16 protein-coding genes and 1 pseudogene are annotated in these 24,398 nt (G+C 53.2%); 15 read left to right on the top strand and 2 right to left on the bottom strand.

What is annotated here, in order from left to right; genetic code table 11:
* The first annotated feature begins 319 nt into the window (after positions 1–319).
* Complete coding sequence (gene clpB, locus BITS_RS02430; RefSeq protein WP_026642290.1) at positions 320–2,944, top strand: ATP-dependent chaperone ClpB; 2,625 nt, start codon at positions 320–322, stop codon at positions 2,942–2,944.
* Positions 2,945–3,194: 250 nt separating this feature from the next.
* Here the strand turns inward: clpB and BITS_RS02425 are convergent, their stop codons facing one another.
* Positions 3,195–5,873, bottom strand: a complete 2,679-nt coding sequence (locus BITS_RS02425; RefSeq protein ID WP_034534002.1) for an HAD-IC family P-type ATPase — start codon at positions 5,871–5,873, stop codon at positions 3,195–3,197.
* Between the two features lie 170 nt (positions 5,874–6,043).
* On the opposite strand from BITS_RS02425, the gene BITS_RS02420 reads away from it, so the two are divergent.
* The 14 genes and pseudogenes from BITS_RS02420 (at position 6,044) to BITS_RS02360 (ending at position 21,328) form a co-directional block, all read left to right on the top strand.
* Positions 6,044–6,325, top strand: coding sequence for a metal-sensitive transcriptional regulator (locus tag BITS_RS02420; RefSeq protein WP_026642292.1), 282 nt, complete (start codon positions 6,044–6,046; stop codon positions 6,323–6,325).
* A 110-nt stretch (positions 6,326–6,435) separates the two neighbouring features.
* Positions 6,436–7,782: a DNA recombination protein RmuC gene (locus tag BITS_RS02415; protein WP_026642293.1), complete on the top strand. Its 1,347-nt coding sequence runs from the start codon at positions 6,436–6,438 to the stop codon at positions 7,780–7,782.
* 174 nt (positions 7,783–7,956) lie between these two features.
* Positions 7,957–8,613 (top strand): hypothetical protein, encoded by a 657-nt coding sequence (locus tag BITS_RS02410; protein WP_026642294.1) that lies wholly within the window; start codon positions 7,957–7,959, stop codon positions 8,611–8,613.
* Entirely contained in the window at positions 8,606–9,304 is a 699-nt protein-coding gene (locus BITS_RS02405; protein WP_026642295.1) for a TrmH family RNA methyltransferase, read from the top strand. The genes BITS_RS02410 and BITS_RS02405 overlap by 8 nt, the downstream gene beginning before the upstream one ends.
* 65 nt (positions 9,305–9,369) lie before the next feature.
* Positions 9,370–10,401 (top strand): ABC transporter ATP-binding protein, encoded by a 1,032-nt coding sequence (locus BITS_RS02400; protein WP_081693548.1) that lies wholly within the window; start codon positions 9,370–9,372, stop codon positions 10,399–10,401.
* Entirely contained in the window at positions 10,398–11,327 is a 930-nt protein-coding gene (locus tag BITS_RS02395; protein ID WP_026642296.1) for an ABC transporter permease subunit, read from the top strand. The genes BITS_RS02400 and BITS_RS02395 overlap by 4 nt, the downstream gene beginning before the upstream one ends.
* Before the next feature lie 247 nt (positions 11,328–11,574).
* Positions 11,575–11,871, top strand: coding sequence for an Asp-tRNA(Asn)/Glu-tRNA(Gln) amidotransferase subunit GatC (gene gatC / locus BITS_RS02390; RefSeq protein WP_026642297.1), 297 nt, complete (start codon positions 11,575–11,577; stop codon positions 11,869–11,871).
* A 1-nt stretch (position 11,872) separates the two neighbouring features.
* On the top strand, positions 11,873–13,414 hold the full coding sequence (gene gatA, locus BITS_RS02385; protein WP_026642298.1) for an Asp-tRNA(Asn)/Glu-tRNA(Gln) amidotransferase subunit GatA: 1,542 nt from the start codon (positions 11,873–11,875) through the stop codon (positions 13,412–13,414).
* 21 nt (positions 13,415–13,435) lie between these two features.
* Positions 13,436–14,932: an Asp-tRNA(Asn)/Glu-tRNA(Gln) amidotransferase subunit GatB gene (gene gatB / locus BITS_RS02380; protein WP_026642299.1), complete on the top strand. Its 1,497-nt coding sequence runs from the start codon at positions 13,436–13,438 to the stop codon at positions 14,930–14,932.
* A gap of 196 nt (positions 14,933–15,128) precedes the next feature.
* A pseudogene (locus tag BITS_RS02375) lies at positions 15,129–16,181 on the top strand (GNAT family N-acetyltransferase); the annotation flags it as partial.
* 9 nt (positions 16,182–16,190) lie between these two features.
* Complete coding sequence (locus tag BITS_RS08865; RefSeq protein WP_026642302.1) at positions 16,191–16,505, top strand: DUF2469 domain-containing protein; 315 nt, start codon at positions 16,191–16,193, stop codon at positions 16,503–16,505.
* Between the two features lie 203 nt (positions 16,506–16,708).
* The gene (locus BITS_RS02370; RefSeq protein WP_026642303.1) at positions 16,709–18,322 is read left to right on the top strand and encodes an NAD(P)/FAD-dependent oxidoreductase; all 1,614 of its coding nucleotides are present in this window, start codon (positions 16,709–16,711) and stop codon (positions 18,320–18,322) included.
* Positions 18,323–18,609: 287 nt separating this feature from the next.
* Positions 18,610–20,541 (top strand): transcription termination factor Rho, encoded by a 1,932-nt coding sequence (rho, locus tag BITS_RS02365; RefSeq protein WP_026642304.1) that lies wholly within the window; start codon positions 18,610–18,612, stop codon positions 20,539–20,541.
* A 385-nt stretch (positions 20,542–20,926) separates the two neighbouring features.
* Positions 20,927–21,328: a chorismate mutase gene (locus BITS_RS02360; RefSeq protein ID WP_026642305.1), complete on the top strand. Its 402-nt coding sequence runs from the start codon at positions 20,927–20,929 to the stop codon at positions 21,326–21,328.
* Positions 21,329–21,623: 295 nt separating this feature from the next.
* On the opposite strand, the gene valS is transcribed toward BITS_RS02360, so the two are convergent.
* Positions 21,624–24,392, bottom strand: coding sequence for a valine--tRNA ligase (gene valS / locus BITS_RS02355; protein WP_026642306.1), 2,769 nt, complete (start codon positions 24,390–24,392; stop codon positions 21,624–21,626).
* Positions 24,393–24,398: the final 6 nt, after the last annotated feature.

Below are 24,398 nucleotides of genomic sequence, written 5' to 3'. Positions count from 1 at the left end.
GCATGGCAGGTGTCATGCGCCTTTATTGTTACGGTTTCAGTTTCACTATGTGCTGCACTATGGCCTTGGTCGCATATCGTATTGTGGGCTCGATCACCAGAGGTTGTGGGCTCGGCCACCTGAGGACACAGCATTGATCGAAATGCATTTGAAGAAAGCAAATCAATTATCATAAAAACAAAACTTGAGTGAATGAGACTCAAGTTTGGAATAAGCGACCGGTGGGAGCGGTTGGACATATCAGACGCAAGAAATTGGGCGCATCATGTTGGACTGCAAAACCTCGCAATCCTAAGGATGTGCCAATTGGGAGGATGATATGGAACAACGTTTCACCACCATGGCGCAAACAGCTCTTGGAGATGCAATTCAAAGTGCATCCGCCGCAGGGAATGCTCAGGTTGAAACCCTGCATGTCTTGGATGCAATGCTGCGCCAGGAAAATGGTGTCATAGCAGGACTGATTCAGGCAGCTGGGGGAGACGCGCAGCAGATAGGTGCTGCGGTGCGCAATGCATTGGTGGCATTGCCTAGCGCCAGTGGTTCGACCACTGCACAGCCCCAAGCCAGTCGGCAATTGTCAACCGCTTTGGCTCAAGCTGAAAAAGAGATGCAGGAAATGGGCGACGAATACGTCTCCACAGAGCATCTGCTGATCGGCATCGCAGCCAGCAAGCCGAATCAGGGTGCTGAAATACTCGAAGCCAACGGCGTGACGGCCAAAGCTTTGCGCAAGGCCGTGCCTGAGATCAGAGGCGGCGCAAAAGTCACGAGTCCTGATGCAGAAGGCAGTTACAAGGCTTTGGAAAAGTATTCCACCGACCTCACAGCCGCTGCAAAGGAAGGCAAGCTTGACCCGGTAATCGGCCGAGATCGTGAAATCCGTAGGGTTATCCAGATCCTGAGCCGTCGTACGAAGAACAACCCGGTGCTGATTGGCGAACCTGGTGTCGGTAAGACTGCGGTGGTTGAAGGATTGGCTCAACGAATCGTTGCAGGCGACGTTCCCACGACCCTGCAGAATAAGAAGTTGATAAGCCTTGATTTGGGCTCGATGGTCGCTGGTTCGAAATATCGCGGTGAGTTCGAGGAGCGTCTGAAGTCAGTGCTCAATGAAATCCGCAGTGCCGAAGGCCAGGTCATCACCTTCATCGACGAGATTCACACGATTGTGGGAGCTGGCGCTGCCGAGGGATCCATGGATGCCGGCAATATGCTCAAGCCTATGCTGGCTCGCGGTGAACTCCGTCTTATTGGTGCGACCACGCTGGATGAGTATCGCGAAAACATCGAGAAGGACCCCGCTTTGGAACGTCGATTCCAGCAGGTATTCGTCGGTGAGCCAAGCGTTGAGGACACTATCGCCATTTTGCGTGGTTTGAAGCAGCGGTATGAGGCGCATCACAAGGTCACCATAGGTGACGATGCCCTGGTTGCGGCGGCGACTTTGTCGAACCGTTATATCAGCGGTCGTCAGCTGCCTGACAAGGCAATTGACTTGGTTGATGAGGCAGCGGCGCATCTTCGCATGGAGCTTGATTCACAGCCAGAGGAAATCGATGAATTGCAGCGCAAGGTGACGCGACTGGAAATGGAGGAAATGCAGCTGAGCAAGGCTGAGGATCCTGCGTCCAAAGAGCGTCTGGAGAAGTTGCAGTCTGATCTTGCCAATACTCGTGAACGCTTGAGTGGCTTGAAGTCCCGTTGGGATGCCGAGAAGGCCGGACATAACAAGGTCGGCGATTTGCGTGCGCAATTGGATGCCAAGCGCGTTGAGGCAGATAAGTTCACTCGCGAAGGAAATCTTGAGCAAGCAAGCCGCATTCTCTATGGCGAAATTCCGGCAATCCAACGTGAATTGGCGCTTGCAGAGCAAAGCGCTGAGGATGAGCAGTCCGGTCGTTCCGTCCAGAGTGAGCCCATGGTTCCTGACCATGTGGATGCCGATTCCGTCGCGGAAATTGTGGCGGATTGGACAGGCATTCCTGTTGGACGCTTGATGCAAGGTGAGAATGAGAAGCTGCTCCACATGGAGGAGTATCTCTCTCATCGCGTTATTGGCCAGAAGGAAGCAATTCGTGCCGTTTCGGATGCAGTGCGTCGTTCAAGGGCCGGCATTTCCGATCCAAATAGGCCAACGGGTTCTTTCCTGTTCCTCGGACCAACCGGTGTCGGAAAGACCGAATTGGCGAAGGCCTTGGCAGACTTCCTCTTTGATGATGAGAAGGCCATGGTGCGCATCGATATGAGCGAATACATGGACAAGGCATCCGTGAGTCGCCTCATCGGTGCTGCTCCTGGATATATCGGATATGAGGAAGGCGGCCAGCTTACTGAAGCCGTGCGTCGTCGCCCGTATTCGGTGGTGCTTTTCGATGAGGTGGAAAAGGCTCATCCTGAAGTATTTGACGTGCTCCTGCAGGTGCTTGACGATGGTCGTTTGACGGATGGTCAGGGACGGACCGTGGACTTCAGAAACACGATCTTGATCATGACTTCGAATCTGGGCTCACAATTCTTGGTGCAGCCTGAACTGGACGAGAACGCCAAGCGCAATGCCGTGATGAATGCGGTCCATATGCAGTTCAAGCCGGAGTTCATCAACCGTCTTGATGAGTTGGTGATATTCCATCCTCTCACAAGAGAAGAGCTGGGCGGCATCGTGGATATTCAGGTGGCACAAGTGGCTGCCCGCCTTTCCGAACGTCGCATTCGCTTGGATGTCAGCGCGGCGGCACGCGAATGGCTTGCGGATATGGGATTCGATCCGGCATACGGTGCGCGTCCGTTGCGTCGACTGGTGCAAACCGAGGTCGGCGATCAACTAGCCCGCATGCTGCTGGCAGGAACAGTGCATGATGGTGACCGCGTGCTGGCTGACCATGTCGGCGATGAACATCTGAAGCTCAGCGTGATCGGACAAGAGGGTGAATCCTCTGAGTGATAGGTGACTGAAGGCCTCGGCCATTCTTGACTGCGCAGATGTATTGGATTGAATCATCGATTCAATGGTGCAGCCGGAATGGTCGAGGCCTTTCGTGTTAGTGCGCGAAATGCAATCTCAAAGACCAACGGAGCATAGCAAAGCGCCCACCGATTCTATGAGGGCTACACATCCGATCATCGAATCTGAATCTCTTCAGTCCGACAATGGGAGCGGTCCAACGAAGGATCGGTGGGCGCTAATCTATCAATCAGTGTACGAAGTTGTGTGGTTCCTTCTCAAATGAGGAAGCGCAGTGTTCGCTGCAGAAATAATATGTTTTGCCGTCAAATTCCTTGGAGAGTGTGCCTTCGCCCACGCTCACGGACATTCCGCAAACCGGATCGATTGCGGTGGACGCATCAGTGGATGATTCCATATTCATATTGTGCTCCTTGTGATTGTGATGATGATCTTCATGGGTGGTGTGATGGCTGTGCTCAACGCCGTTGGATGCGGTGTGAGGCATGCTGCCATGCGATGATTCGGTGCTGTCCTGCGAGATGCGGGTGTCGATTATGACACGCGGTTTGCCAGTCGAGGCTTCGTGGTGCAGTCCGTCACTGCCTCCTGCCTCATGATTCCTGCCGGAGGTCGTGCTCACGGTTTCGCCGCTGATACGTGCACGGTGCAGACGATTGGCGTTCAATACCAGGCAGACAGAAGACAATGCCATCGCAGCTCCGGCGATCATCGGGCTGAGGAGCCATCCGGTGAACGGATAGAGAAGGCCTGCTGCCACTGGGATGCCGATGACGTTGTATCCAAGCGCCCAAATCAGATTTTCGCGAACATTGCGCATGGTTGCATGGGAGAGGTTGATAGTGCGCAGCACCCCGCGAAGATCGCCGCTCATCAAAGTAACGTCAGCGGATTGCATCGCCACATCGGTTCCTGTTCCTATGGCCAATCCCAAATCCGCCTGTGCAAGAGCGGGAGCATCATTGATGCCATCGCCGACCATGGCGACCAGTTCATTTTCGGCATGTCTCTGATCGCGTTCGTTTTGGAGCCGTTCGATCCAGTACGCCTTGCCATCCGGTTTCACCTGAGCGATCACCGTATCGATGCCGACTTCAGTCGCAATTCGCTCTGCGACTTCGGCCTTGTCGCCGCTTAACATAACCGTGCGAACACCGGCCTGATGCAAGGCGGCAATGGCCTCCTTGGAGCCTTCTTTAATGGGATCGTCGTCATACGATGGCTTGGAGAAATCGGCATTCGCATCAATAACGCCGCGCGTTATGGTGCCGGTCTTATCAAAGACCACAGTGCGAATATGACGTGCCTGTTCGAGTGCCTTGGCCGAAGTGACCAATACGCCATTGGTAGCTCCGATACCCATAGCCGCAGTCACTGAAAGAGGGGTGGCCAAACCAAGGGCGCAAGGGCAGGCAATGATCAATACGCTCACCGCAGTAACCAAGGCATGTGCAAGTCGAGGATCTGGGCCGAGTGCAAACCAGACCGCAAAAGTCCAGACTGCAATGACAAACACCACTGGCACAAAGATGCGAGAAATCTTGTCGGCAAGTTGCTGGACAGGAGCCTTGGTTGCCTGTGCTTTGGACACCATGGTGATGATCTGTGCCAACACAGTGTCCTCTCCAACATGCGTCGCTTGCACGGCCAAGGCACCGTCGAGCAGAATGGTTGCTCCCGTGACGGTTTCTGCAGTGGTGCGCTGAACAGGCCGTGATTCACCGGTAATCATCGACTCGTCAATATGGGCGCTACCTGCCAACACGATGCCGTCGGTGGGGATGCGCTCGCCTGCGCGAACCACAATAATGGCACCCGATGTGAGCTGATCGATATCGATATCGCGTGCATTGTTCGGATTGGACCAAGCTTGCTGTCCCTGATCCAGAGTGTTCTGGTCAATGGTATGTGCCGTACGAGGGCGAAGCTTGATTAGTGATTGCACCGCTTTTCCGGTGCCTTCGCGAGCGCGGCTTTCCAACAGTCGACCCAGCAGGACCAGCGTGATGATAACGCCTACCGATTCGAAGTAAGGCTTACGCGAACCGGCCGGCATGATATTTGGTGCGATGCAGATCAACAGACTGTAGACATATGCTGCTGTTGAACCCAATGCGACAAGAGAATTCATGTCGGGGGAGCGGTGAAGCAGAGCCGGCCATCCGACTCGATGAATCGGTGCGCCGGAGTAGAACATCACAGGTGTTATCAATACCGCTTGCAACCAAGGATTCACCATCCATGCGGGGACCCACGTGTGATTCACCATATGAAGCATGGTTGCCACGAATACCGGCAGGGTGAAAATGGCTCCTACGATGACCAGTCGGGTCAGTTGTGCTATCTCTTTGCGGCGTTCTTCACTGGCTCGTTGCTCACTATTCAGGGCGTTGCTGCCGAGAGTTGCTGTGGCGGATGCGTGTGAGGTGGTTGTCTTGGTGGAGTCGTTCGTGTGATGCTGCTTTGCGGCGACTTGCGCGGATCGTTCTGACGTATTCGTAGTTGTTTGCTGTGCATTCTGATCGGCTGGAAGCACAGTCACCGAACCGTGCACCATATTCATTCCGCAAGCGAAGGAATACATTCCCGGTTCCAGTGCAGGGAGGTTCACATCCGTGCGTTCGTGTCCCGGGAGGAATGTGTCCAAGCCAAGGTCCGAAAAGACGACATGAGAAGTGCATTCGCCCTCTTCTTGGCGGTCGAAGGTCAAAGTGGTGGGAACCCCGGCCTGTATGGCAATATTTGCCGGCGAATACCCTCCCTTAACCGTGATGGTTGCTGTTTGCATACCGTCGTGCATAGTTCCTGAAGTTTGACGCTGCTTGCCGAAAAAGAAGGCAAGTATCGCCCAAGTCAGTACGGCAGCGATGACGAATGTTGCTATGACGACCAAAACCTGAGGTGTCATATCATGCTCCTTATTCTCGCTGTATTGCGTTCCCGTTGGAACGTTCCTGATTTCGTTGACGGCTTCATAATATACCCCATGGGGGTATTGGGTATATAATTTAACCATTCAGCATAACTTATGTCGTTGGTGCAGTATGGAAACGCCGAAAGTGCAAGAAAGGATTGGTTATGCAGGGATATAGTGCAGACAAGGCCAAGGTCGTGGCGAGATTGAAGCGGGTCGAAGGCCAGGTTCGAGCCTTGTCGCAAATGGTGGAGGATGATGCGTATTGCATCGATGTGCTCACGCAAATCTCCGCATCCACTTCTGCTCTGAAATCGGTTGCGCAGATATTGCTCGATGATCATCTGCAGCATTGCATTAAGCAGGCGGTTGAGCAAGGCGGAGATGTTGCCGACGAGAAAGTTGCCGAGGCGTCAGCTGCGATCGCTCGCTTGGTGAAGTCGTAATGATTGCGGGTGCCTCAAGCTGGTTCGCTCCAGTTGTCTGAGTTGATCTGGCTGAGCTCTTTGTGGTGGCCCAGTGTGGAGGGTCCAGCCCATCGGCTTAGATAGAACATATGTTCGATAATGTGGCTGTTGGCATATTCATATTGATAGTTATCGCAGCGTTGGGGTGCGCAATCGGCTTTCTCCTCGGCAAGGCCAAGGGTCAGGAATTGGCGCGGTCGGTAAAGAATGCCGATTTGGAAGAACTGACCGCTCAACGTGATGATTTGCGGCAACAGCTTGCAGATCTTGCGGCGGCGCATGCGGAAAGCAGGGCTCAAAGCGATGGTTTGGGTCAGCAATTGGCATTCGTGAAGTCACAGCTCGCCCAGTCGCAACAAGCGGAACAGCTGCGTTTGCAGCGAGAAAGAGAACGTGCGGAGGCTGAGGCAGAGCGTAGGCGACATGAGGACGCCAAAACCATGGCTGAGCAAAGCAAGGTATTGGAAGCGTTGGCTCCGGTTCAGAAGAATCTGGATGCCCTGCAACACAAAGTCACGCAAATTGAAGAGGGTCGTAAACAGGAGATGGGCGCTTTGGGCGAGCAGCTCAAAGGGTTGGGCGAGCAGCAATCGAGGCTCGACAAAGAGACAAGTTCATTATCGGCGGCTTTGCGCAATAACACCATTCGCGGGGCTTGGGGGGAAGCTCAGCTGAAAAACATTGTCGAGTCCGCAGGGCTTCTGGAACATGTCGATTTTGACACACAGGTTGTCGTGGAGGATGACAACGGACGCACGCAGAGGCCGGATATGGTGGTTCATCTGCCGGGAGGAAAATCCATTCCTATTGACGCGAAAGCGCCCTATGCGGATTATCAGCGGGCTTGTGCCATTCCTGATACCGCCTCCGAGGAGGAGCTCGCCAGGCGTTCGCAATTGTTGAAATCGCATGCCAAGGCATTGCGTGATCATGTCAAAGTATTGGGCGACAAGGCATACTGGAACGCATTCGACACGGCTCCTGACTTCGTGGTGGCGTTCATTCCAAACGAAGCACTGCTGCAAGCTGCCATGGAAACTGATCCTGCACTTATGGATGACGCTTTTTCCAAGAAAGTCGCTCTGACGTCGCCCGTAACCCTATGGGCTGTGCTGAAATCCGTGGCCTATGCTTGGCAACAGCAGAGTCTGACCGATGACGCCAAACAACTCTTCGATCTGTCTCGAGAATTGTATGAACGCTTTGCGGTGCTGGGAGACAAAGCCCAGAAGCTGGGTTCTGCGATCACGCGCACGGTCGCCTCATACAATGCCTTTGCCTCTTCGCTTGAATCACGTGTATTGGTAACAGCGAGAAAACTGCAGAAAATCGACCAGAACAAAGTTATCGAACCATTGGAAATAATCGATTCGGACAAAGCTGATGTCAAGGAGTTGACTGCCCCGGAAGTGCAGTCTGCGGGTGAGACCAACTGAAGTGTGTTCTGTGTGTTCTAGGTGTTTTATGAAGTGCGTTCAGTCAGGATGCAGCACAAAACATGAGGAATTCCTGTCTCTGACGGCACTACGATTGTTGAAAAACTCAGGTTCCAGCCGATCGACTTGCTTCGGATCACATTGGTTGACGAGCCAAGGCATTAGGCTGAAACCATGAGCGACAATCAGGAATTCCGCAAAACCGGTGGTGTGGTCAATGCCGCACCGGTGACCGCCGACGAGAACACGCCATTTGCAATGCTGGATCCTCGGGAGCAGCTCGCGAGATTGCTGAATGCTTCTATGGCAGACAAACCCTTCAGTGAGCTTTCGGATGTGCTGTATGGGCATCAAGGCGCGGCAATAGTCGGCCATGTGGTGCTCGACACCTTGGAGGAACGCGGATATTCAGTGGATGACTTCGACGCCATAGGGGCATTGACGGCAGCAGCTGTGCCTGTTATGGATGCGGTGATCCATGCTGCTGCTTCCCGCGGCGAAGATCTTGATGGCTTCGTCATGGATTTTGTGTATCCCTCTATCAAAGGCCCCTCGATCGCTGGGAAACGTGTCATTCTATTAGACGCCTGGTTGTCCGAAAAGTCCTATGTGCAGACATCTTCGCTTGTCACACTGCGCAATGGCAATGAATTAGGGCTAGATTTCGGTGTTATGGAACGTGAACAGGCAAAGGTTGTGGCTGTAGCCTCCTTGATCGGTGGCGTTGACATGGCACAACCTGTTGTGGAAATCGTCAATCCAGTGAATGGTGAGCGCCATGAACTCCCATTCGTGGAGATTTATAAGGAAAACGAACTGCGCCATGCATGAACCGAATCCCATCGACATAGCTGCCAAAGCCTCTGGCGAACCCGTGTTCAGAGAAGTGGGTGTCGGTCCGTGGTCTCAAACCCATCCCGGAGAGCCTCGTCCCGATGATCCCCAGTCACCCAATTTCGACACTCGCCTGGACTCGGCATTGCTCGATGAAGGCGACCGTCGCAATGTTCTCGATCGATATCGGTATTGGTCAGTAGAAGCCATAAAAGATGATCTCGATCAACGTGGTCGCCACGGATTCGAGGTGGCAGTTGAAAATTGGACCCATGATTTCAATATCGGGTCCATGGTGCGCACCGCAAACGCTTTTAGCGCACGCGCTGTTCATATCGTCGGGCCGCATAAATGGAACCGCAAGGGCTCATTGATGACCGAGCTCTACCAACATGTGTTCAATCATCCCTCGATCAGTGAATTGGTGAGCACGTGGAGACAGAGCCATCCTCAAGGGCGCGTTATTGCCTTGGATATCGTTGATGGTGCACAACCCATTGAGCGGTATGAATTCCCCGAGACCTGTCTGATGCTGTTCGGGGCGGAAGGGCCTGGCCTTTCTCAAAAGGCTTTGGAACTTGCTGATGATGTGGTCTATATTTCCCAATTCGGTTCGGTGCGCTCCATCAATGCAGGTGCTGCAGCTGCGGTCGCCATGCATTGCTGGATTGCGCAACATGCCGCATGAGATGTCTTGTCTCAGAAAAGGTTTGATAACGGCGCTCAATTGTAAGGCCGCTGTACAATGAGACTGTGATTGAAATACAAAATCTCACTAAATCGTTTGGGAACAAAGTTGCTCTTCGAAACGTGAGTTTCACAGCCGAAGATGGCAAAGTCACGGGATTCTTGGGTCCTAATGGAGCGGGCAAGTCGACCACCATGCGGGCGGTGCTCGGCTTGATCAGACCCGACTCGGGTCAGGCCTTCATTGACGGAAGACCGTATGTCGAAAATCCTTCGCCAATGACTGCCGTTGGAGCGGTCTTGGATGCAAAATCTGCTCATAAAGGCAGATCGGCATATGCTCATCTCAAGGCATTGGCTGCCACACATGGCATTCCAACCCGCAGAGTTGACGAAGTGATCGCTCTGACAGGGTTGGAGTCGGTAAAAAAGCGAAAAGCAGGCGCTTATTCGTTGGGGATGAGCCAGAGGCTCTCGATTGCTGCCGCGTTGCTAGGCGACCCACATAATCTCATTCTTGATGAGCCGGTTAACGGACTCGACCCGGAAGGCGTGAAATGGGTTCGCGAGCTATGCCGTTTCTATGCCGGACAAGGACGCGCGGTGCTGCTGAGCTCGCATCTCATGAGCGAAGTGGCGCAAACCGCGGATAACCTCGTCATAATCGGACAAGGAAATATTCTGGCGAATATCACAGTGGAACAGTTCATCAATGAGCATTCCTCACACGCTTTGCGAGTGGTGACGCCCAACCCTGATTTGCTTCGCGCAATTTTTGCCCATGCCTCGGAAGTGCAGATTCAACCTGACGCTTTGCGTGCTGGCGAACCGGAAGACGGCATCGCAGTGCGCATTACCGGCGCCGATTTGAAAGCCACGGCTCAAGTATTCGCGCAGGCGCAGCTGGTGGTGTACAGCATGACTCAAGAGCATGCCTCACTTGAGGATGCCTATATGACGCTCACCCACTCGCAGGTGCAATATGTGACCAGAGAAGTTCCTGGACAAGCACCTGTGCAATACGGCAATAGCATTCGGCAGAACCAAAACAACAACGTCTCGCCCCTAACACAGACCGAAGGGAAAGATTCCCGATGAGCCAGATGCATTCGAATATGAACTCTTCTTTATCGAGCGGATACACCACGGGTCGTCGCATGTCGTCAAGGCGCATACGGCTCAATTTCTGGGGATGCGTACGTGCCGAATTCATCAAATCAATGAGTCTGGTGTCGACATGGTGGATGATAGGTATTGCCATCGTTCTGTTCCCCGCGCTCACTGCGTTGCAAACCGGTCTGACTCGTTGGATGAGCGAACAGGCTCCTCAGGACGAGATGTTCTCCATGGACATGACATTGTTGTGGAACAACATAGCGGGCGCTTGCGGATTGGCCGCTTTCGTTCTGGGGATATTCGGCGTCATGAATATCACCACTGAATACACCACGACATCAATTCAATCGACATTGACGGTTAATCCGCGACGTCTGTCGGCCATGTTCGCAAAATGCGTTGCCTTGGTTGGGATTGTGTGGGTCACCACGCTTGTTGGAGTACTGCTCGCCATTGGAGCATTTTATATAACGAGTGCAGGCATGAGCTTAGGAGCCTTGCCTGAAGGGCAGGCAGGGCTGCCGTATCTGGTTATTCTTGGCGCTCCATCGGGTGTTGCGGCCATTTGCCTGATTGGTTGCGGACTGGGAGCGATATGCCGATCGACTATCGGTGGCGTATTGGCTCTTATTGGTCTATTGAGCATATTGCCATCGATATTCCAAATGCTTTCGATTTTTGCCGTTAACATTCGCTGGCTTGGTGCAGCAGGCTACTATCTGCCTTCATACTCGCTGTCGAATTTCGTCTTAGGAAGATCGCCCGCAGCTGAAATCGCATACGCAGATTCCAGTGATTTGGGATGGGGCATGCCAGTGTGGTGGGTGAGCGGTTTGGTCTTGCTTACATGGACAGTGGTGATCTATGCAATCGGGATGCTGATAGTGAAGCGCAGCGATATCAAGTAGGCTGCTGTCCAGATTTCAAGACAGGGTTATTGGCGTCTGAGGTCTCCTTCATCTGAACATGAGATTTCAGACGTCATATTGCTATCTTCAACGCCGGTTTTGAGCGCACTCTTTTTCCGCATGGCTTAAGCGTTCTTCCCACGATTGAAACGCTTTCATTTCCTTGCTGATTGCTTGTAACGCATTCATTGCGAATAAATGACGGTTGGTCTATGCAACGTCATATACGGCTCATATAGTTACAAGCATGCCAACATTCACACGTGAAGAAATCGAGCACCTGGGCGATTTGGCCAGGATTGCGCTCACCGATGAGGAAATCACCCGCTTGCAGGGTGAATTGAATGTCATCGCAGAATCCATCAACAAGGTTCAAGAAGTGGCTGGTGACGATGTTGCCCCCACTGCGAATCCGGTCCCGCTTGAAGCGTATCTGCGCCCCGATGTGGCTGAGACTCCTTTGACTCAGGAGGAGGCCACGGCCGGTGCTCCGGTATCTGAGTCCGGTATGTTCGTTGCGCCGCGCATTTTGGGAGAGGAGTGAGATGAGCGATATTCAAGAATTGGTCAAGCTCAGCGCCGCTGAGATGGCTGGGAAGATTCAATCGAAGGAAGTCTCCAGCCGTGAATTGGTCGAGGCGCATCTTTCTGTGATCGAACAAGCCGAGCCGAGCATTCAGGCTTTCCTCACCGTTTCAGGCGAAGAGGCGTTGGCGCAGGCCGATGCTTTTGATGAACGCCACGCAGAAGGCGAGGCTGAGGATGCACCGGAGTTGGCCGGCGTGCCCATTGCGATCAAGGATATGATCGTCACCAAAGGCATCCAGACAACAGCAGCATCCAAAATTCTCGAGGGTTGGGTCCCTCCCTACGATGCCACTGTTATCGAAAAGCTCAAGGCTGCCGGTATGCCATTGTTGGGTAAAACCAATCTCGATGAGTTTGCACAGGGTTCCTCCACTGAGCATTCCGCATATCAGACCACTCACAATCCTTGGGATACCGAGAGGGTCCCAGGCGGTTCCGGCGGTGGTTCCGCTTCTGCAGTCGCAGCTTTCGAAGCTCCTTTGGCTTTGGGAACGGATACCGGTGGTTCGATTCGTCAGCCGGGTGCTTTGACCGGCACAGTCGGTGTCAAGCCAACATATGGCGGAGTGAGCCGTTTTGGTGCAATCGCCATGGCAAGCTCATTGGATCAGATTGGTCCTGTCTCTCGCACGGTTCTTGATTCCGCACTCCTGCAAGAGGTCATCGGCGGACATGATCGCCGCGATTCCACCTCGATCCCAATGGATGTCCCGGCTCTTGCCGCAGCTGCACGAGAAGGTGCAAAGCGCGATCTCAAGGGCATGAAGGTCGGACTGGTTAAGGAGCTTTCCGGTGAGGGATTCCAGCCAGGCGTCGAGGCTCGCTTCAATGAGGCGGTATCCATGCTCGAGGAAATGGGCGCTGAGGTCGTTGAAGTGTCCTGTCCTCACTTCCCCTACTCCTTGGGTGCGTATTACATCATCATGCCTTCCGAGGTCAGCTCCAACCTTGCTCGTTACGACGGTATGCGCTATGGTCTGCGGGTCATGCCGCCTGCTGATGTGCCACAAACCGCTGCCAATATGATGGCCTACACTCGTGAAGCCGGTTTCGGTGATGAAGTCAAGCGTCGTATCATCCTTGGCACCTATGCGCTTTCGGCTGGATATTACGATGCCTGGTATGGCTCAGCCCAGAAGGTACGCACCTTGATCATCGACGACTTCAACAAGGCGTTCGACCAGGTCGATGTGCTGGTTTCTCCTACTTCACCATCCACGGCTTTCCGTTTCGGCGAGAAGACGGATGATCCGATGGCGATGTATATGAACGATATCGCCACCATCCCAGCAAATCTTGCCGGTGTGCCGGCGATGAGCATTCCTTCGGGATTGTCTGACGACGGTCTGCCGACAGGCTTCCAGCTCATTGCGCCGCAGAAGCGAGATGATGTGCTGTACAAGCCTGCAGCAGCATTGGAAGCGGCATTGAATGACAAGTGGGGCGGTCCGATGTGGCAGTCAATGAATACGCCTTGGCTGGATGGCTTGACCAAATAAGCGTCGGAAAGAATAGGAACAATGGCTGAAAAACTGATGAAATACGCCGATGCCGTCAAGCAATTCGATCCGGTATTCGGTTTGGAGACCCATGTTGAGCTGAGCACCAACACCAAGCTCTTCTGCCCGGCGCACATTGAATTCGGCGGCGAACCGAATTCCCAGCTGACACCTGTGAGTTTGGGATTGCCCGGCTCTCTTCCGGTTATCAATGAGACCGCAGTGGATTATGCAATCAAGCTCGGTCTTGCATTGCACTGCGAAATAGCGGAGTGGAGCCAGTTCGCTCGCAAGAACTATTTCTACCCGGATATGCCACGCGATTACCAGATCTCCCAGTACGATAAGCCGACCAACGGCAATGGATATCTGGATGTCGAACTGGAAGATGGCACGGTGTTCCGCGTGCAGATCGAACGCGCGCATATCGAGGATGATGCGGGAAAGAACACCCATGTCGGTGGTGCCGATGGACGTATCGAAGGCGCCGATCATTCTCTGGTCGATTACAATCGTGCAGGCGTGCCTCTGATCGAAATCGTCACCAAGCCGATCGAGGGTGCGGGAGAGCGTGCGCCGGAGATCGCAGGAGCATATATGCGGGCGATTCGCGATATCGTGCGTGCTTTGAATATTTCCCATGCTCGTATGGAGCAGGGCAATATGCGCGCTGATGTCAATGTGTCGTTGCGCCCAATGGGTTCCAAGGAATTCGGTACACGTTCGGAGACCAAGAACGTGAACTCCTTCCGTGGCATTGAGAAGACCATGCAATACGAAATCCGTCGCCAGGCGGCTATTTTGGCTGATGGCGGCGAGATCCTGCAGGAAACCCGCCATTGGGATGAGGCAACACAGACCACGGCAGGTGGCCGTGTGAAGTCCGATGCCGATGACTATCGCTATTTCCCTGATCCCGATCTTGTCATGCTGCATATCACGAAGGATCGCATCGACCGGATCTCGAAGGAAATGCCGGAAATGCCGCGTGAGCGTCGCAATCGCCTGCAGCAGGAATGGCAGTTCAGCGATTTGGAAATGCGCGACGTCATCAACGCCGATGCTTTGGACACCATTGAGGCGACGGTAAGCGCTGGAGCAAGCGCTTCCGGTGCCAAGAAGTGGTGGCTGGGCGAGCTTTCGCGTGAGGCCAATGCAAAGGGCGTGTCTCTCGAAGAGTTGGATATCACCCCTGAAGATGTGGCTGAAGTCGAAAAGCTGATCGCAGACGGCAAGCTCAACGATAAGTTGGCAAAGCAGACGGTTGCCGGAGTCCTGGCAGGCGAAGGTCATCCTGCAGACGTGGTGAAGGCACACGGATACCAGGTGGTTTCCGATGACGGTGCTTTGGTGGCTGCCGTCGATGAGGCATTTGCCGCCAATCCGGATGTGGTGGAGAAGCTCAAGAGCGGCAATATGAAGCCGATGGGAGCGATTATCGGCGCTGTTATGCGTGCCACGAAGGGACAGGCCGATGCCAAGGCCGTGACCAAGATCGTCATGGAGAAGCTGCACTGATTCAGTGGCTTAGATACTCCGCATAAGGTGCATTTAGCAGGGTGCATACGTTCGTTGGTGACGTATGCACCTGTGACATATCCAGTCGGCTTCGATATGAATTGCGCAATCGCTGGGACTGCACTTTCATAGGGGCTGCGGAGTACCATGGAACGAAGGAATGTCCGATTGCAACCGTGTGAGGAAACACAAACGAATGTCCGTGAGTTCTGAACCTCCGTTAGTACAGTCCGAGCTACGACAGTTACCGGCTCAGCTGTTTATTCCGCCTATTCGAGGGGAAATGGTCCATCTGCGGCCGGCAAGTGTTGAGGATTTGTCACGCTTGGATGAATTGGAAGCTTTTTATAACGCGTCAGGAATAACAGGCAAGGATGTTCATTCCGAGCGGGCGATCGTGCAGACATGGGTGAAACGCTCCGTGGCATGGTCGAAGGGACTGGCACCATCCGATTCCGGGGTCGGTGATCCGGAGGCGCGACGTACCATCGCTTGGTCGATTCTCACCGATGCCGATCATGATGCGGACGGCCAGATTGATGCGGCGAATACCGATAATGTCATCGGAATGATTTTCCTCATAGACATTGACGGTTGGGCGCGTTCTGCTCGTATCCAGGTTATTTTGGGCAAGGATTACCGTGGTCGCGGGTATTCTCGCGATGCGATGCCCAGGGTGATGACCTATGGTTTTGCCTCGACTCCTGCAGGATTGGGGTTGCATCGCATATGGGTGTCTGTGCCTGAGAAGAATACGCGGTCGCTATCCGTCTACCAGTCCTTGGGATTTGTGCCTTCAGGCACTGCTCGTGACGGACTGTGGGATGCCGAAGTGGGCAAATACCAGGACCTTATCGTCATGGATACCTTGGCTGACGAATATGATCCCATCCGTTCATTGGATGCCTTCGGCATGCATATGATCGAAGATAATCCCGGTGTGCAGGAAGCCCTTAGCGCGCGGGAACACTCGATCGCCATCAAGCAAAAGACCAAGCGGGAGAATGCCGCCGGCACAGAAGACCACGATGATAATCGTGCGGCCAAGTCAGATTTCGATGGCAGCAAAGCTCACGATGCTGAGTCCCATTTTGAATCCGTGCAATCCGAAATTACTTCCGAAACGCAGGAAGCACAGGATGATTCCAAGTCGGATGTCAGCAATTGGCCGTTCTCTTCGGAGGATCGAAAAGGATCGAAGGACGCCTGGTGGCGCACACTGGGGCGGAGCCGTAAACGCGGCTCGGAAGGGGAAATAATGAGCGCCGAAGATCTGGACAATTACGAGACCGACGCTGAACTCGCCCTGTATAAGGAATATCGTGACGTCATCAAGCTTTTCACATATGTAGTGGAAACGGAACGCCGATTTTATCTGGCCAATAAGGTGGATTTCAACGTGCGTTCCGCCGGGCAGGACGTGTATTTCGATGTTCAGCTCACTGATGCGTGGGTGTGGGATGTGTATCGTTCCTCTCGTTTTGTGAAAAATGTGCGGATTGTTACCTTCAAGGACGTCAATGTCGAAGAAGTGCAGAAAACCGATATCGATATCCCTGACGCCTTGCCCTAAAAGGGGAGGGAAAGTAATTGCGGCTCTTCGGTTCAACGGTGCATCGAAGGGCTGGTTCTTTGTGCAGGTGTGTATTTGCAGTTTGGATACGTTTCGTAATGCTATACTGTGTCCGAATCGCAACGCGTACCGAAGCTTAGAGAGCTTGTTGAGTTCTCGAACTTGTTAATCCAAATCTCTGGTACTGCATGTAGGAGGTCAAAGTGACAGAGAAAAAATCCGTCGTCATCATCGGTGGCGGCCCTGCGGGTCTTACCGCCGCATGGGAACTCGTCAAGGATGGGGGATCCGAGCAATATGATGTGACGGTACTGGAGGCCACGAAGCAGTTCGGTGGTATTTCGCGTACTGTCAAGCACAATGGCAACCGTATGGATATTGGTGGCCATCGTTTCTTCTCCAAGGACGATCGCATCATGGATTGGTGGAAGAATGTTCTGCCATTGCAAGGCGCACCTTCCTACGATGACAAGAAGCTCGGACGCCATCATGATCTGGAACCAGGCGGCCCTGATCCTGAGACCACAGATGAAGTCATGTTGAAGCGTCATCGCGTTTCTCGTATTTTCTGGAATCGCCACTTCTTCGATTACCCTATTTCCCTTTCACCAAACACTCTGCGCTCCTTGGGCTTCAAGCTCACCATGCAGGCAGGGTTCAGCTATCTGAAGTCCATGGTGCACAAGTTGCCAGAAGATAATCTGGAAAACTTCTACATCAATCGTTTCGGACGCAAGCTGTATTCGATGTTCTTTGAGGGATACACCGAGAAGCTGTGGGGACGGCATCCGAGCGAGATCTCCGCTGACTGGGGTGCTCAGCGCGTCAAGGGCTTGAGCATCATCGAGGTTCTGAAGAATGCGTTCTCCAAGTTGTTGCCCAAGAAGCGCAGCAATAAGGAAGTCGAAACTTCTCTGATTGAAGAGTTCTGGTATCCAAAGCTTGGTCCCGGCCAGTTGTGGGAAACCGTCGAACGCAATAGCCGTGAACTTGGCGCGAATGTCATCACTGATGCCCATGTGGTGGAGATCCGTCAGGATCAAGGCAAGATTTCTTCTGTGGTCTACGAGAACGCTGCCGGTGAACGCACTGAACTGCATGCAGATGAGTTCATCTCCTCAATGCCGGTGAAGGATCTGGTCAACGCTTTGGACGCCGCCGGTAAGAACGAAGAGAACGAGCACAAGGTGGCTGTTCCTGCCGATATGACCAAGGTGGCCAATGGTCTGCCTTATCGCGACTTTGTGACAGTCGGTTTGTTGGTCAAGCGTCTGCGTTTGAAGAACACCACTGATATTCCGACATTGGGTAATCCTCCGATCGTGCCGGATTGCTGGATTTATGTGCAGGATCCCGGTTACAAGGTCGGTCGTATCCAGGTCTTCAACAACTGGAGCCCGTATCTGGTCAAGGATGTTGACAATACCGTGTGGGTCGGCTTGGAGTATTTCTGCGCCGAGGGCGATGATTTCTGGAATATGAGCGATGAAGAGGCGACGAAATTTGCCATCGAAGAGCTCACTCGCATGCATATCATCAATGGCGAGCAGGATGTGCTTGATTCGCATCGCGAACGTGTGCCCAAGGCTTATCCTGCTTACTTCGATACCTATGAGCATATGCCTGAATTGGTGGAATACTTGGATTCCTTCGGCAATCTCTATTGCGTCGGACGCAATGGACAGCACCGATACAACAACCAGGATCATTCCATGGCAACTTCTATCGAAGCCGTGAACAATATCAAGACCGGTAAGACTTCCAAGCGCAATGTGTGGTCGGTGAATACCGAGAAGTCCTATCACGAAAAGAAGTAATAGCCAACAATAGTTTGGTCGAGGCCCGCAAGCTGAATCTGGTATCCGTCACATTGTGTCAATGTGCGGTACGGATATCGAATGGCTTGCGGGCTTCTCGTTTTCCCAGCAAACTTGTAGCAAAATACGGCGTGGTCGTGTTGCACAGGTCGTGACAGCGTTGTATTGTGTGGGAAGGTTCGGCGTGAGCCTATGGAAAGGTGCCGAACATTCATAGCGGTTTTTCCGCATCTTTTTCATACAGCTCTCCGGCGGTGTTCGTCGGGGGCCAAGGAAAGGCAACACTAGTGGCAACTAGCCAAAATCTTGAGGATATGAAGCTGCCTGAGCTCAAGGAGCTCGCCAAGCAAATGGGACTTCGTGGCACGTCAACGATGCGTAAGCCCGAGCTTCTTGCGACTTTGCAGGCTGCGCGCTCCGGAGGGCAAGCCCCTGAAGGCGTTACCGTACGCGCACCAAAGGCAGCGAATGAAAAAACTGCACGTGACACTACCGCTGAGGCGCAGGCTGTTCAGCAGGACCAGCCCGTGCAAAACGAACAGCAGGAATCACAGGCGGTTCAGGAATCGAAACCTGTGAAGCGTACACGTCGTAAGCAGGAAGTCGAACATGAGACGGAAACGATTGAACCGTCAACATTGTTGGAAGAGCTTGGATTGACGGACAATGCATCGGCCAAGCCGAAGTCCGACGATGGTATGCGAATTCGTAGGCGTCGCGATGGGGAACGCAATGTCGAAGGGGATCAGCGCCGTCGCCGTCGTAATGCCAATGACGATCAGCAACATGAGACTGCCGAAGAAGCCGTCCGTGATCTGGATGATATTCTGGCCTCGTTGCCAACTCAGAAGGATGAGTCTGCTGAGGGCACGAACGAGCGCGAGACACCTCGTCGTAACAGGCGTGACCGTTCTGGCGATCGCAATGACCGCAGTGAGCGCAACGATCGTGGACATTCGAATGGGGATGAGCAACGCGGCAACGGCCATCAACGTCGTTTGCGCGGCCGCGGCTATGAAGAGCGCGGTGGCGAGCAGCGTGAGGAGCGTCGCAGCGAAGAGCCACAAGAGAACACCGTGCCGGTGGCTGGCATCGTGGATGTTTTGGATTCGTATGCATTCATCCGCACTTCCGGATATCTGCCAGGCCCCAATGATGTGTATGTATCCATGGGTCAGGTCAAGAAATATGGACTTCGTAAGGGCGATGCCGTTCATGGTTCCATCCGCGCCCCGCGTGAAGGAGAACGCCGCAATCAGCGTCAGAAGTTTGTGCCCCTGCAATCCATCGATGCCATTAATGGCATGAGTGTGGAAACGGCTTCGAATCGTCCGCAATTCTCCAAGTTGACGCCTTTGTATCCACAGGAGCGTCTGAAACAGGAAACCGTTCCGAACAAGATTCTTGGTCGTTTGATCGATATCGTTGCCCCGATCGGCAAGGGACAGCGTGGTCTGATTGTATCTCCGCCCAAGGCTGGCAAGACCATCACTTTGCAGAATATCGCCAATGCGATTGCCACCAATAATCCTGAGGTGCATCTGATGGTGGTGCTTGTCGACGAACGCCCCGAAGAAGTTACCGATATGGAACGCACGGTTCAGGGCGAGGTCATTTCCTCAACCTTTGATCGTCCAGCTTCTGATCACACGACAGTCGCTGAATTGGCTATTGAACGCGCCAAGCGACTCGTCGAATTGGGACAGGATGTTGTGGTGCTGCTTGATTCCATGACTCGATTGGCACGCGCCTACAATATCGCAGCTCCAGCTTCAGGTCGTATCCTTTCCGGTGGTGTTGATGCTCAGGCATTGTATCCTCCGAAGAAGTTCTTTGGTGCCGCACGCAATATCGAGAATGGCGGCTCATTGACGATTATTTCCTCTGCTCTTGTGGAGACCGGATCCAAGATGGATGAGGTCATTTTCGAAGAGTTCAAGGGCACCGGAAATATGGAGCTTCGCTTGAGCCGAGAGCTCGCGGATAAGAGGATGTTCCCCGCAGTGGATATCAATGCCTCCGGCACGCGACGTGAGGAACTGATTACTGCAGCCGATGAGTTGCCTATTATCTATCGTTTGCGCCGTCTCTTCGGTGGTTTGGATGCCGAACAGGCTTATCAGACATTGGTGCCTCGTCTGAAGAAGACCGCTTCCAACCGTGATTTCCTTGCCGCGATTATTCAGCAGAGCGGAAATACTTCAAGCGGCACGAACTGAATAGGCCATAATACAACTGATAATGATGAAGAGGCCGGACGGGGGTAACGCTCCGTCTGGCCTCTTCGATAGTAGGGGTGCTTACCTAATCAAGGGCAAGGATGATCACTGTTTGTTTTAACTTGGAACTCGGCTGCTGATTTGGACAGCAGTTTTATTTTGGCAGGGTTTGATTTGCGATATATGTATCCTTTGCTTCCTCTCCTGGCGATGATTTTTGCTATAAGTCCTATTGTAGATGAGTTGCCGCAGGAATCTGGTTTGTTCGAGCATTCGTCACGATCAAAAACGCTCACGGATAAGACAAAATAGTCGCATTATGATTAATCTTGATCATTGATATTTTCTCGTATTGCGGGCTGAATCTCAGGGTATGGTGAATCATATGAACGAATCGGAGACCAACGAGGCAGGCGACTGGCAAAACACGTTTATTGACAGTTCGCAAGCCAAACAGGATGATGAAACCGCGCGTATTGTGGCGCGCATTCAGGTATTGCGACAATCCATTGACAATATCGACATGGCAATAATCGCATTGCTTGCCGAACGGTTCAAAACCACCGCCCAGGTCGGGGTACTCAAGGCAAAGGCGGGTTTTGCCCCTGCGGATTATCATCGCGAGGATTATCAGATGGATCGGCTGCGTCGAATTGCCCAGGATGCCGGTCTCGATTCTGAAATCGCCGATATGTACAGGATGTTCGTGGTGAGTGAGGCAAAGAAGCGTCATCAGCGCATTGCCGAAGCCGGGGGAGACGCTGGCGTTCTCGATGTTTTTGCCTGAGTGAATATGCCCAATAGCGCTGTCGGGAATATGGCTTGAGGATATTTGTTAGTGCAATTGCATTTCAAAAATGTCTATGTCTTCATAAATATACGACGCCCGATATCGGTTGAAGACACCATTGTATGCAAAGCGAATTGCCATATTCGATAACAAATCAGCGTTGTTACATCACTTTGAAATCCGAAGCTATGAGTCTGCGAACCATTTATCTAACTCAAGTGAATAGAAATATCAAAGGTGGCTGTCAGCTAACTCAAGCTGACAGCCACCTTTTCATATCGATGCTGAGATTTTAGTTCTTCTTGCGCTTTGCCGGAGGTTCGCCCAGAGCACTGTTCTCAACGATCACGTTCATAACCGCTTCCGTATCCTCGGCGGCGGTATCAAGCGCTTCCTTGGCAGCACGAGCCGCTGCGGCAGCCCTGACCAAAGTGATCTTGCCAACCACTCGACCGGCCTCGGCAATATCGCTCATCGTACTCTGAATGGCCTCTGCTGCCTCATCCAAAGCGCCTAAGGTCACCGACAAAATAGGTGTCTTCATAGAAACCTTGGCTTCGGACTTGATCTTGCGCAGAGCTGCCAGAGCTTCTCCCGCATGGGTCAATACTTCAGGAGACACCTTGAACGCAGCCTGAGCATACATCATGGGATCCGGCCATGCTGCACGGTGCACTGAGCCTTCGCCTTCATGCATCCAAGACCACACTTCTTCAGTGGCATAAGGCAGATATGGTGCCAGCAAACGAGCGAAGGCATCCAGACCAAGCCCCAAGGTGGTACGCGCTGAGAGCACAGCAGCATCCAAAGGAGTGTGACCAGTGGAGTCGGCGGTGCCATATGCGCGGTTCTTCACCAGTTCGATATAGTCATCGCAGAACTGCCAGAAGAAGCTCTCAATAGCCTCCAAAGCCTTGGAATGTTCATAGGAATCAAGCGCATCGGTGGCCTGACGAATCACCATAGCCATCTTCGCCATTGCTGCGCGATCCAGCGGCTCGGTCACATCGGCAGGATTCCAGGTCGCGCTCGCGGATTCACCAACATGATGCTGCTCGTCCTCACGACCAATAGCCAGGGCGAATTTGGTGGCGTTCAAAAGCTTGATGGCCAAACGACGGCCGATCTTCATCTGGCCTTCGTCATAGGTGGCGTCAAGTCCCAAACGTGCGGATGCCGCCCAGTAACGCACTGCGTCTGCACCAAATTGTTCGATAGGCTTATTCGGCACGACCACGTTGCCCTTGGACTTCGACATCTTCTTATGGTCAGGATCCAGAATCCAGCCAGACAAAGCGGCATGTGCCCAAGGCAGGCAATTATGTTCAAGATGAGCGCGGTCCACAGTGCTGAACAGCCAGGTGCGGATAATATCCTGACCCTGCGGACGCAGATCCATAGGGAATGTTGACTTGAAGAGCGCTTGGTTTTCCTCTCCTGCTTCTTCCCAATGCGTCACGATCTGTGGCGTCAAAGAAGAAGTGGCCCACGTGTCCATGATGTCATTCTCAGCGGTGAAGCCATTGGGCTGATCGCGCTGGGATTCGTCATATCCCTCAGGGGTGTCATTAGTCGGATCGATAGGCAGTCGATCCTCTCTCGGGGTAATCGGATGCTCATACTCAGGCTCACCATCGGCGTTAAGCGGATACCACAGGGGGAATGGAACACCGAAGAAACGCTGGCGGGAAATCAGCCAGTCGCCGTTGAGACCGTGGACCCAGTTCTCGTAGCGCACGCGCATGAAATCTGGATGGAATTCCAGCTGCTTGCCTCGCTCGATGAGCTCGGCGTTCAAAGCCTTGTCAGTTCCGCCATTCTTGAGGTACCACTGACGTGACGTGACGATTTCCAAAGGCTTGTCGCCCTTTTCATAGAAATTCGTCATACGCTTGGTAGCAGTAGGCTCACCATCAAGATCGCCGGACTCGCGCAGTCGATCAACGATTACCTTGCGAGCGGAGAATGTGGTCTTGCCTGAAGTCTCAGCGAATACCTCGCGGCCGCCTTCATCCTCAATCCAATCAGGAGTGGTCATCACAATGCGGCCATTGCGCTGGATTATGGAACGAGTTGGCAGCTTGAGATCACGCCACCACTCCACATCGGTGACATCACCGAAAGTACAGCACATGGCAATGCCGGCACCCTTGTCCATTTCTGCCGCTGCATGGGCCAGGACAGGGACCTTCACCTTGAACAACGGGGAATACACGTACTGTCCGAAATATTTCTTATACCGATCGTCCTCAGGATTGGCAATCAAAGCCACGCAGGCCGCCAGCAATTCCGGACGAGTGGTCTCGATATACAACGGAGTGCCGTCTTCAAAACGGAAGGCGATCTTGTGGTAGAAACCGGGATATTCGCGGGATTCCAACTCGGCCTGTGCAACGGCTGTCTGGAAAGTCACATCCCACAAACCTGGGGCATCTTTCTGATATGCCTCGCCACGAGCCAGATTGCGCAGGAACGCTTTTTGCGCCACACGGCGAGGATGCTCGCCTATCGTGTGATAGGACTGCTTCCAATCAATGGACAGGCCCAGCTGGCGCCACAATTCCTCAAAATGTTTCTCATCCTGAGCCGTGAGTCGTTCGCATAGCTCGATGAAGTTCTGCCTGCTCACCGGCACCTGATCCTTGGCATCGATCTTCTTGCCGTCGGTGCCTTCGAAAGGTGGCTTGAAATCAGGATCATACTTCAACGAAGTATCCACGCGAACGCCATAGTAGTTTTGCACACGGCGCTCAGTAGGCAGACCGTTATCGTCCCAACCCATCGGATAGAACACATCGAAGCCCTGCATACGCTTGAAACGGGCGATGATATCGGTATGGGTGTAAGAGAATACGTGCCCGACATGAAGATGTCCGCTCACCGTTGGTGGCGGGGTATCAATCGAATACACCGAAGCGCGATCCCGAGTGTTGCGGAATGCATACGTCTGCTCGGCATCCCAATGTTCGCGCCATTTACCTTCAAGGCCGTCCACGCCAACCTTGTCAGGAAGAGGGGTCAAATGTGCCTCAATACCTGCATTTTTGTCCTGATCAGTCATACTCGC

Origin of the sequence: Bifidobacterium tsurumiense (assembly GCF_000741765.1) — a bacterium.
Taxonomy (GTDB): Bacteria; Actinomycetota; Actinomycetes; order Actinomycetales; family Bifidobacteriaceae; genus Bifidobacterium; species Bifidobacterium tsurumiense.
The sequence above is the reverse complement of the archived record's forward strand: the minus strand, read 5'-3'. Positions and strand labels throughout refer to the sequence as shown.

What these genes read in the sequence shown, in the direction of transcription:
- clpB (WP_026642290.1), top strand. Translation starts at nt 320, where the DNA reads ATGGAACAACGTTTCACCACCATGGCGCAAACAGCTCTTGGAGATGCA.
- BITS_RS02425 (WP_034534002.1), bottom strand. Translation starts at nt 5,873, where the DNA reads ATGACACCTCAGGTTTTGGTCGTCATAGCAACATTCGTCATCGCTGCC.
- BITS_RS02420 (WP_026642292.1), top strand. Translation starts at nt 6,044, where the DNA reads ATGCAGGGATATAGTGCAGACAAGGCCAAGGTCGTGGCGAGATTGAAG.
- BITS_RS02415 (WP_026642293.1), top strand. Translation starts at nt 6,436, where the DNA reads ATGTTCGATAATGTGGCTGTTGGCATATTCATATTGATAGTTATCGCA.
- BITS_RS02410 (WP_026642294.1), top strand. Translation starts at nt 7,957, where the DNA reads ATGAGCGACAATCAGGAATTCCGCAAAACCGGTGGTGTGGTCAATGCC.
- BITS_RS02405 (WP_026642295.1), top strand. Translation starts at nt 8,606, where the DNA reads ATGCATGAACCGAATCCCATCGACATAGCTGCCAAAGCCTCTGGCGAA.
- BITS_RS02395 (WP_026642296.1), top strand. Translation starts at nt 10,398, where the DNA reads ATGAGCCAGATGCATTCGAATATGAACTCTTCTTTATCGAGCGGATAC.
- gatC (WP_026642297.1), top strand. Translation starts at nt 11,575, where the DNA reads ATGCCAACATTCACACGTGAAGAAATCGAGCACCTGGGCGATTTGGCC.
- gatA (WP_026642298.1), top strand. Translation starts at nt 11,873, where the DNA reads ATGAGCGATATTCAAGAATTGGTCAAGCTCAGCGCCGCTGAGATGGCT.
- gatB (WP_026642299.1), top strand. Translation starts at nt 13,436, where the DNA reads ATGGCTGAAAAACTGATGAAATACGCCGATGCCGTCAAGCAATTCGAT.
- BITS_RS08865 (WP_026642302.1), top strand. Translation starts at nt 16,191, where the DNA reads ATGAGCGCCGAAGATCTGGACAATTACGAGACCGACGCTGAACTCGCC.
- BITS_RS02360 (WP_026642305.1), top strand. Translation starts at nt 20,927, where the DNA reads ATGAACGAATCGGAGACCAACGAGGCAGGCGACTGGCAAAACACGTTT.
- valS (WP_026642306.1), bottom strand. Translation starts at nt 24,392, where the DNA reads ATGACTGATCAGGACAAAAATGCAGGTATTGAGGCACATTTGACCCCT.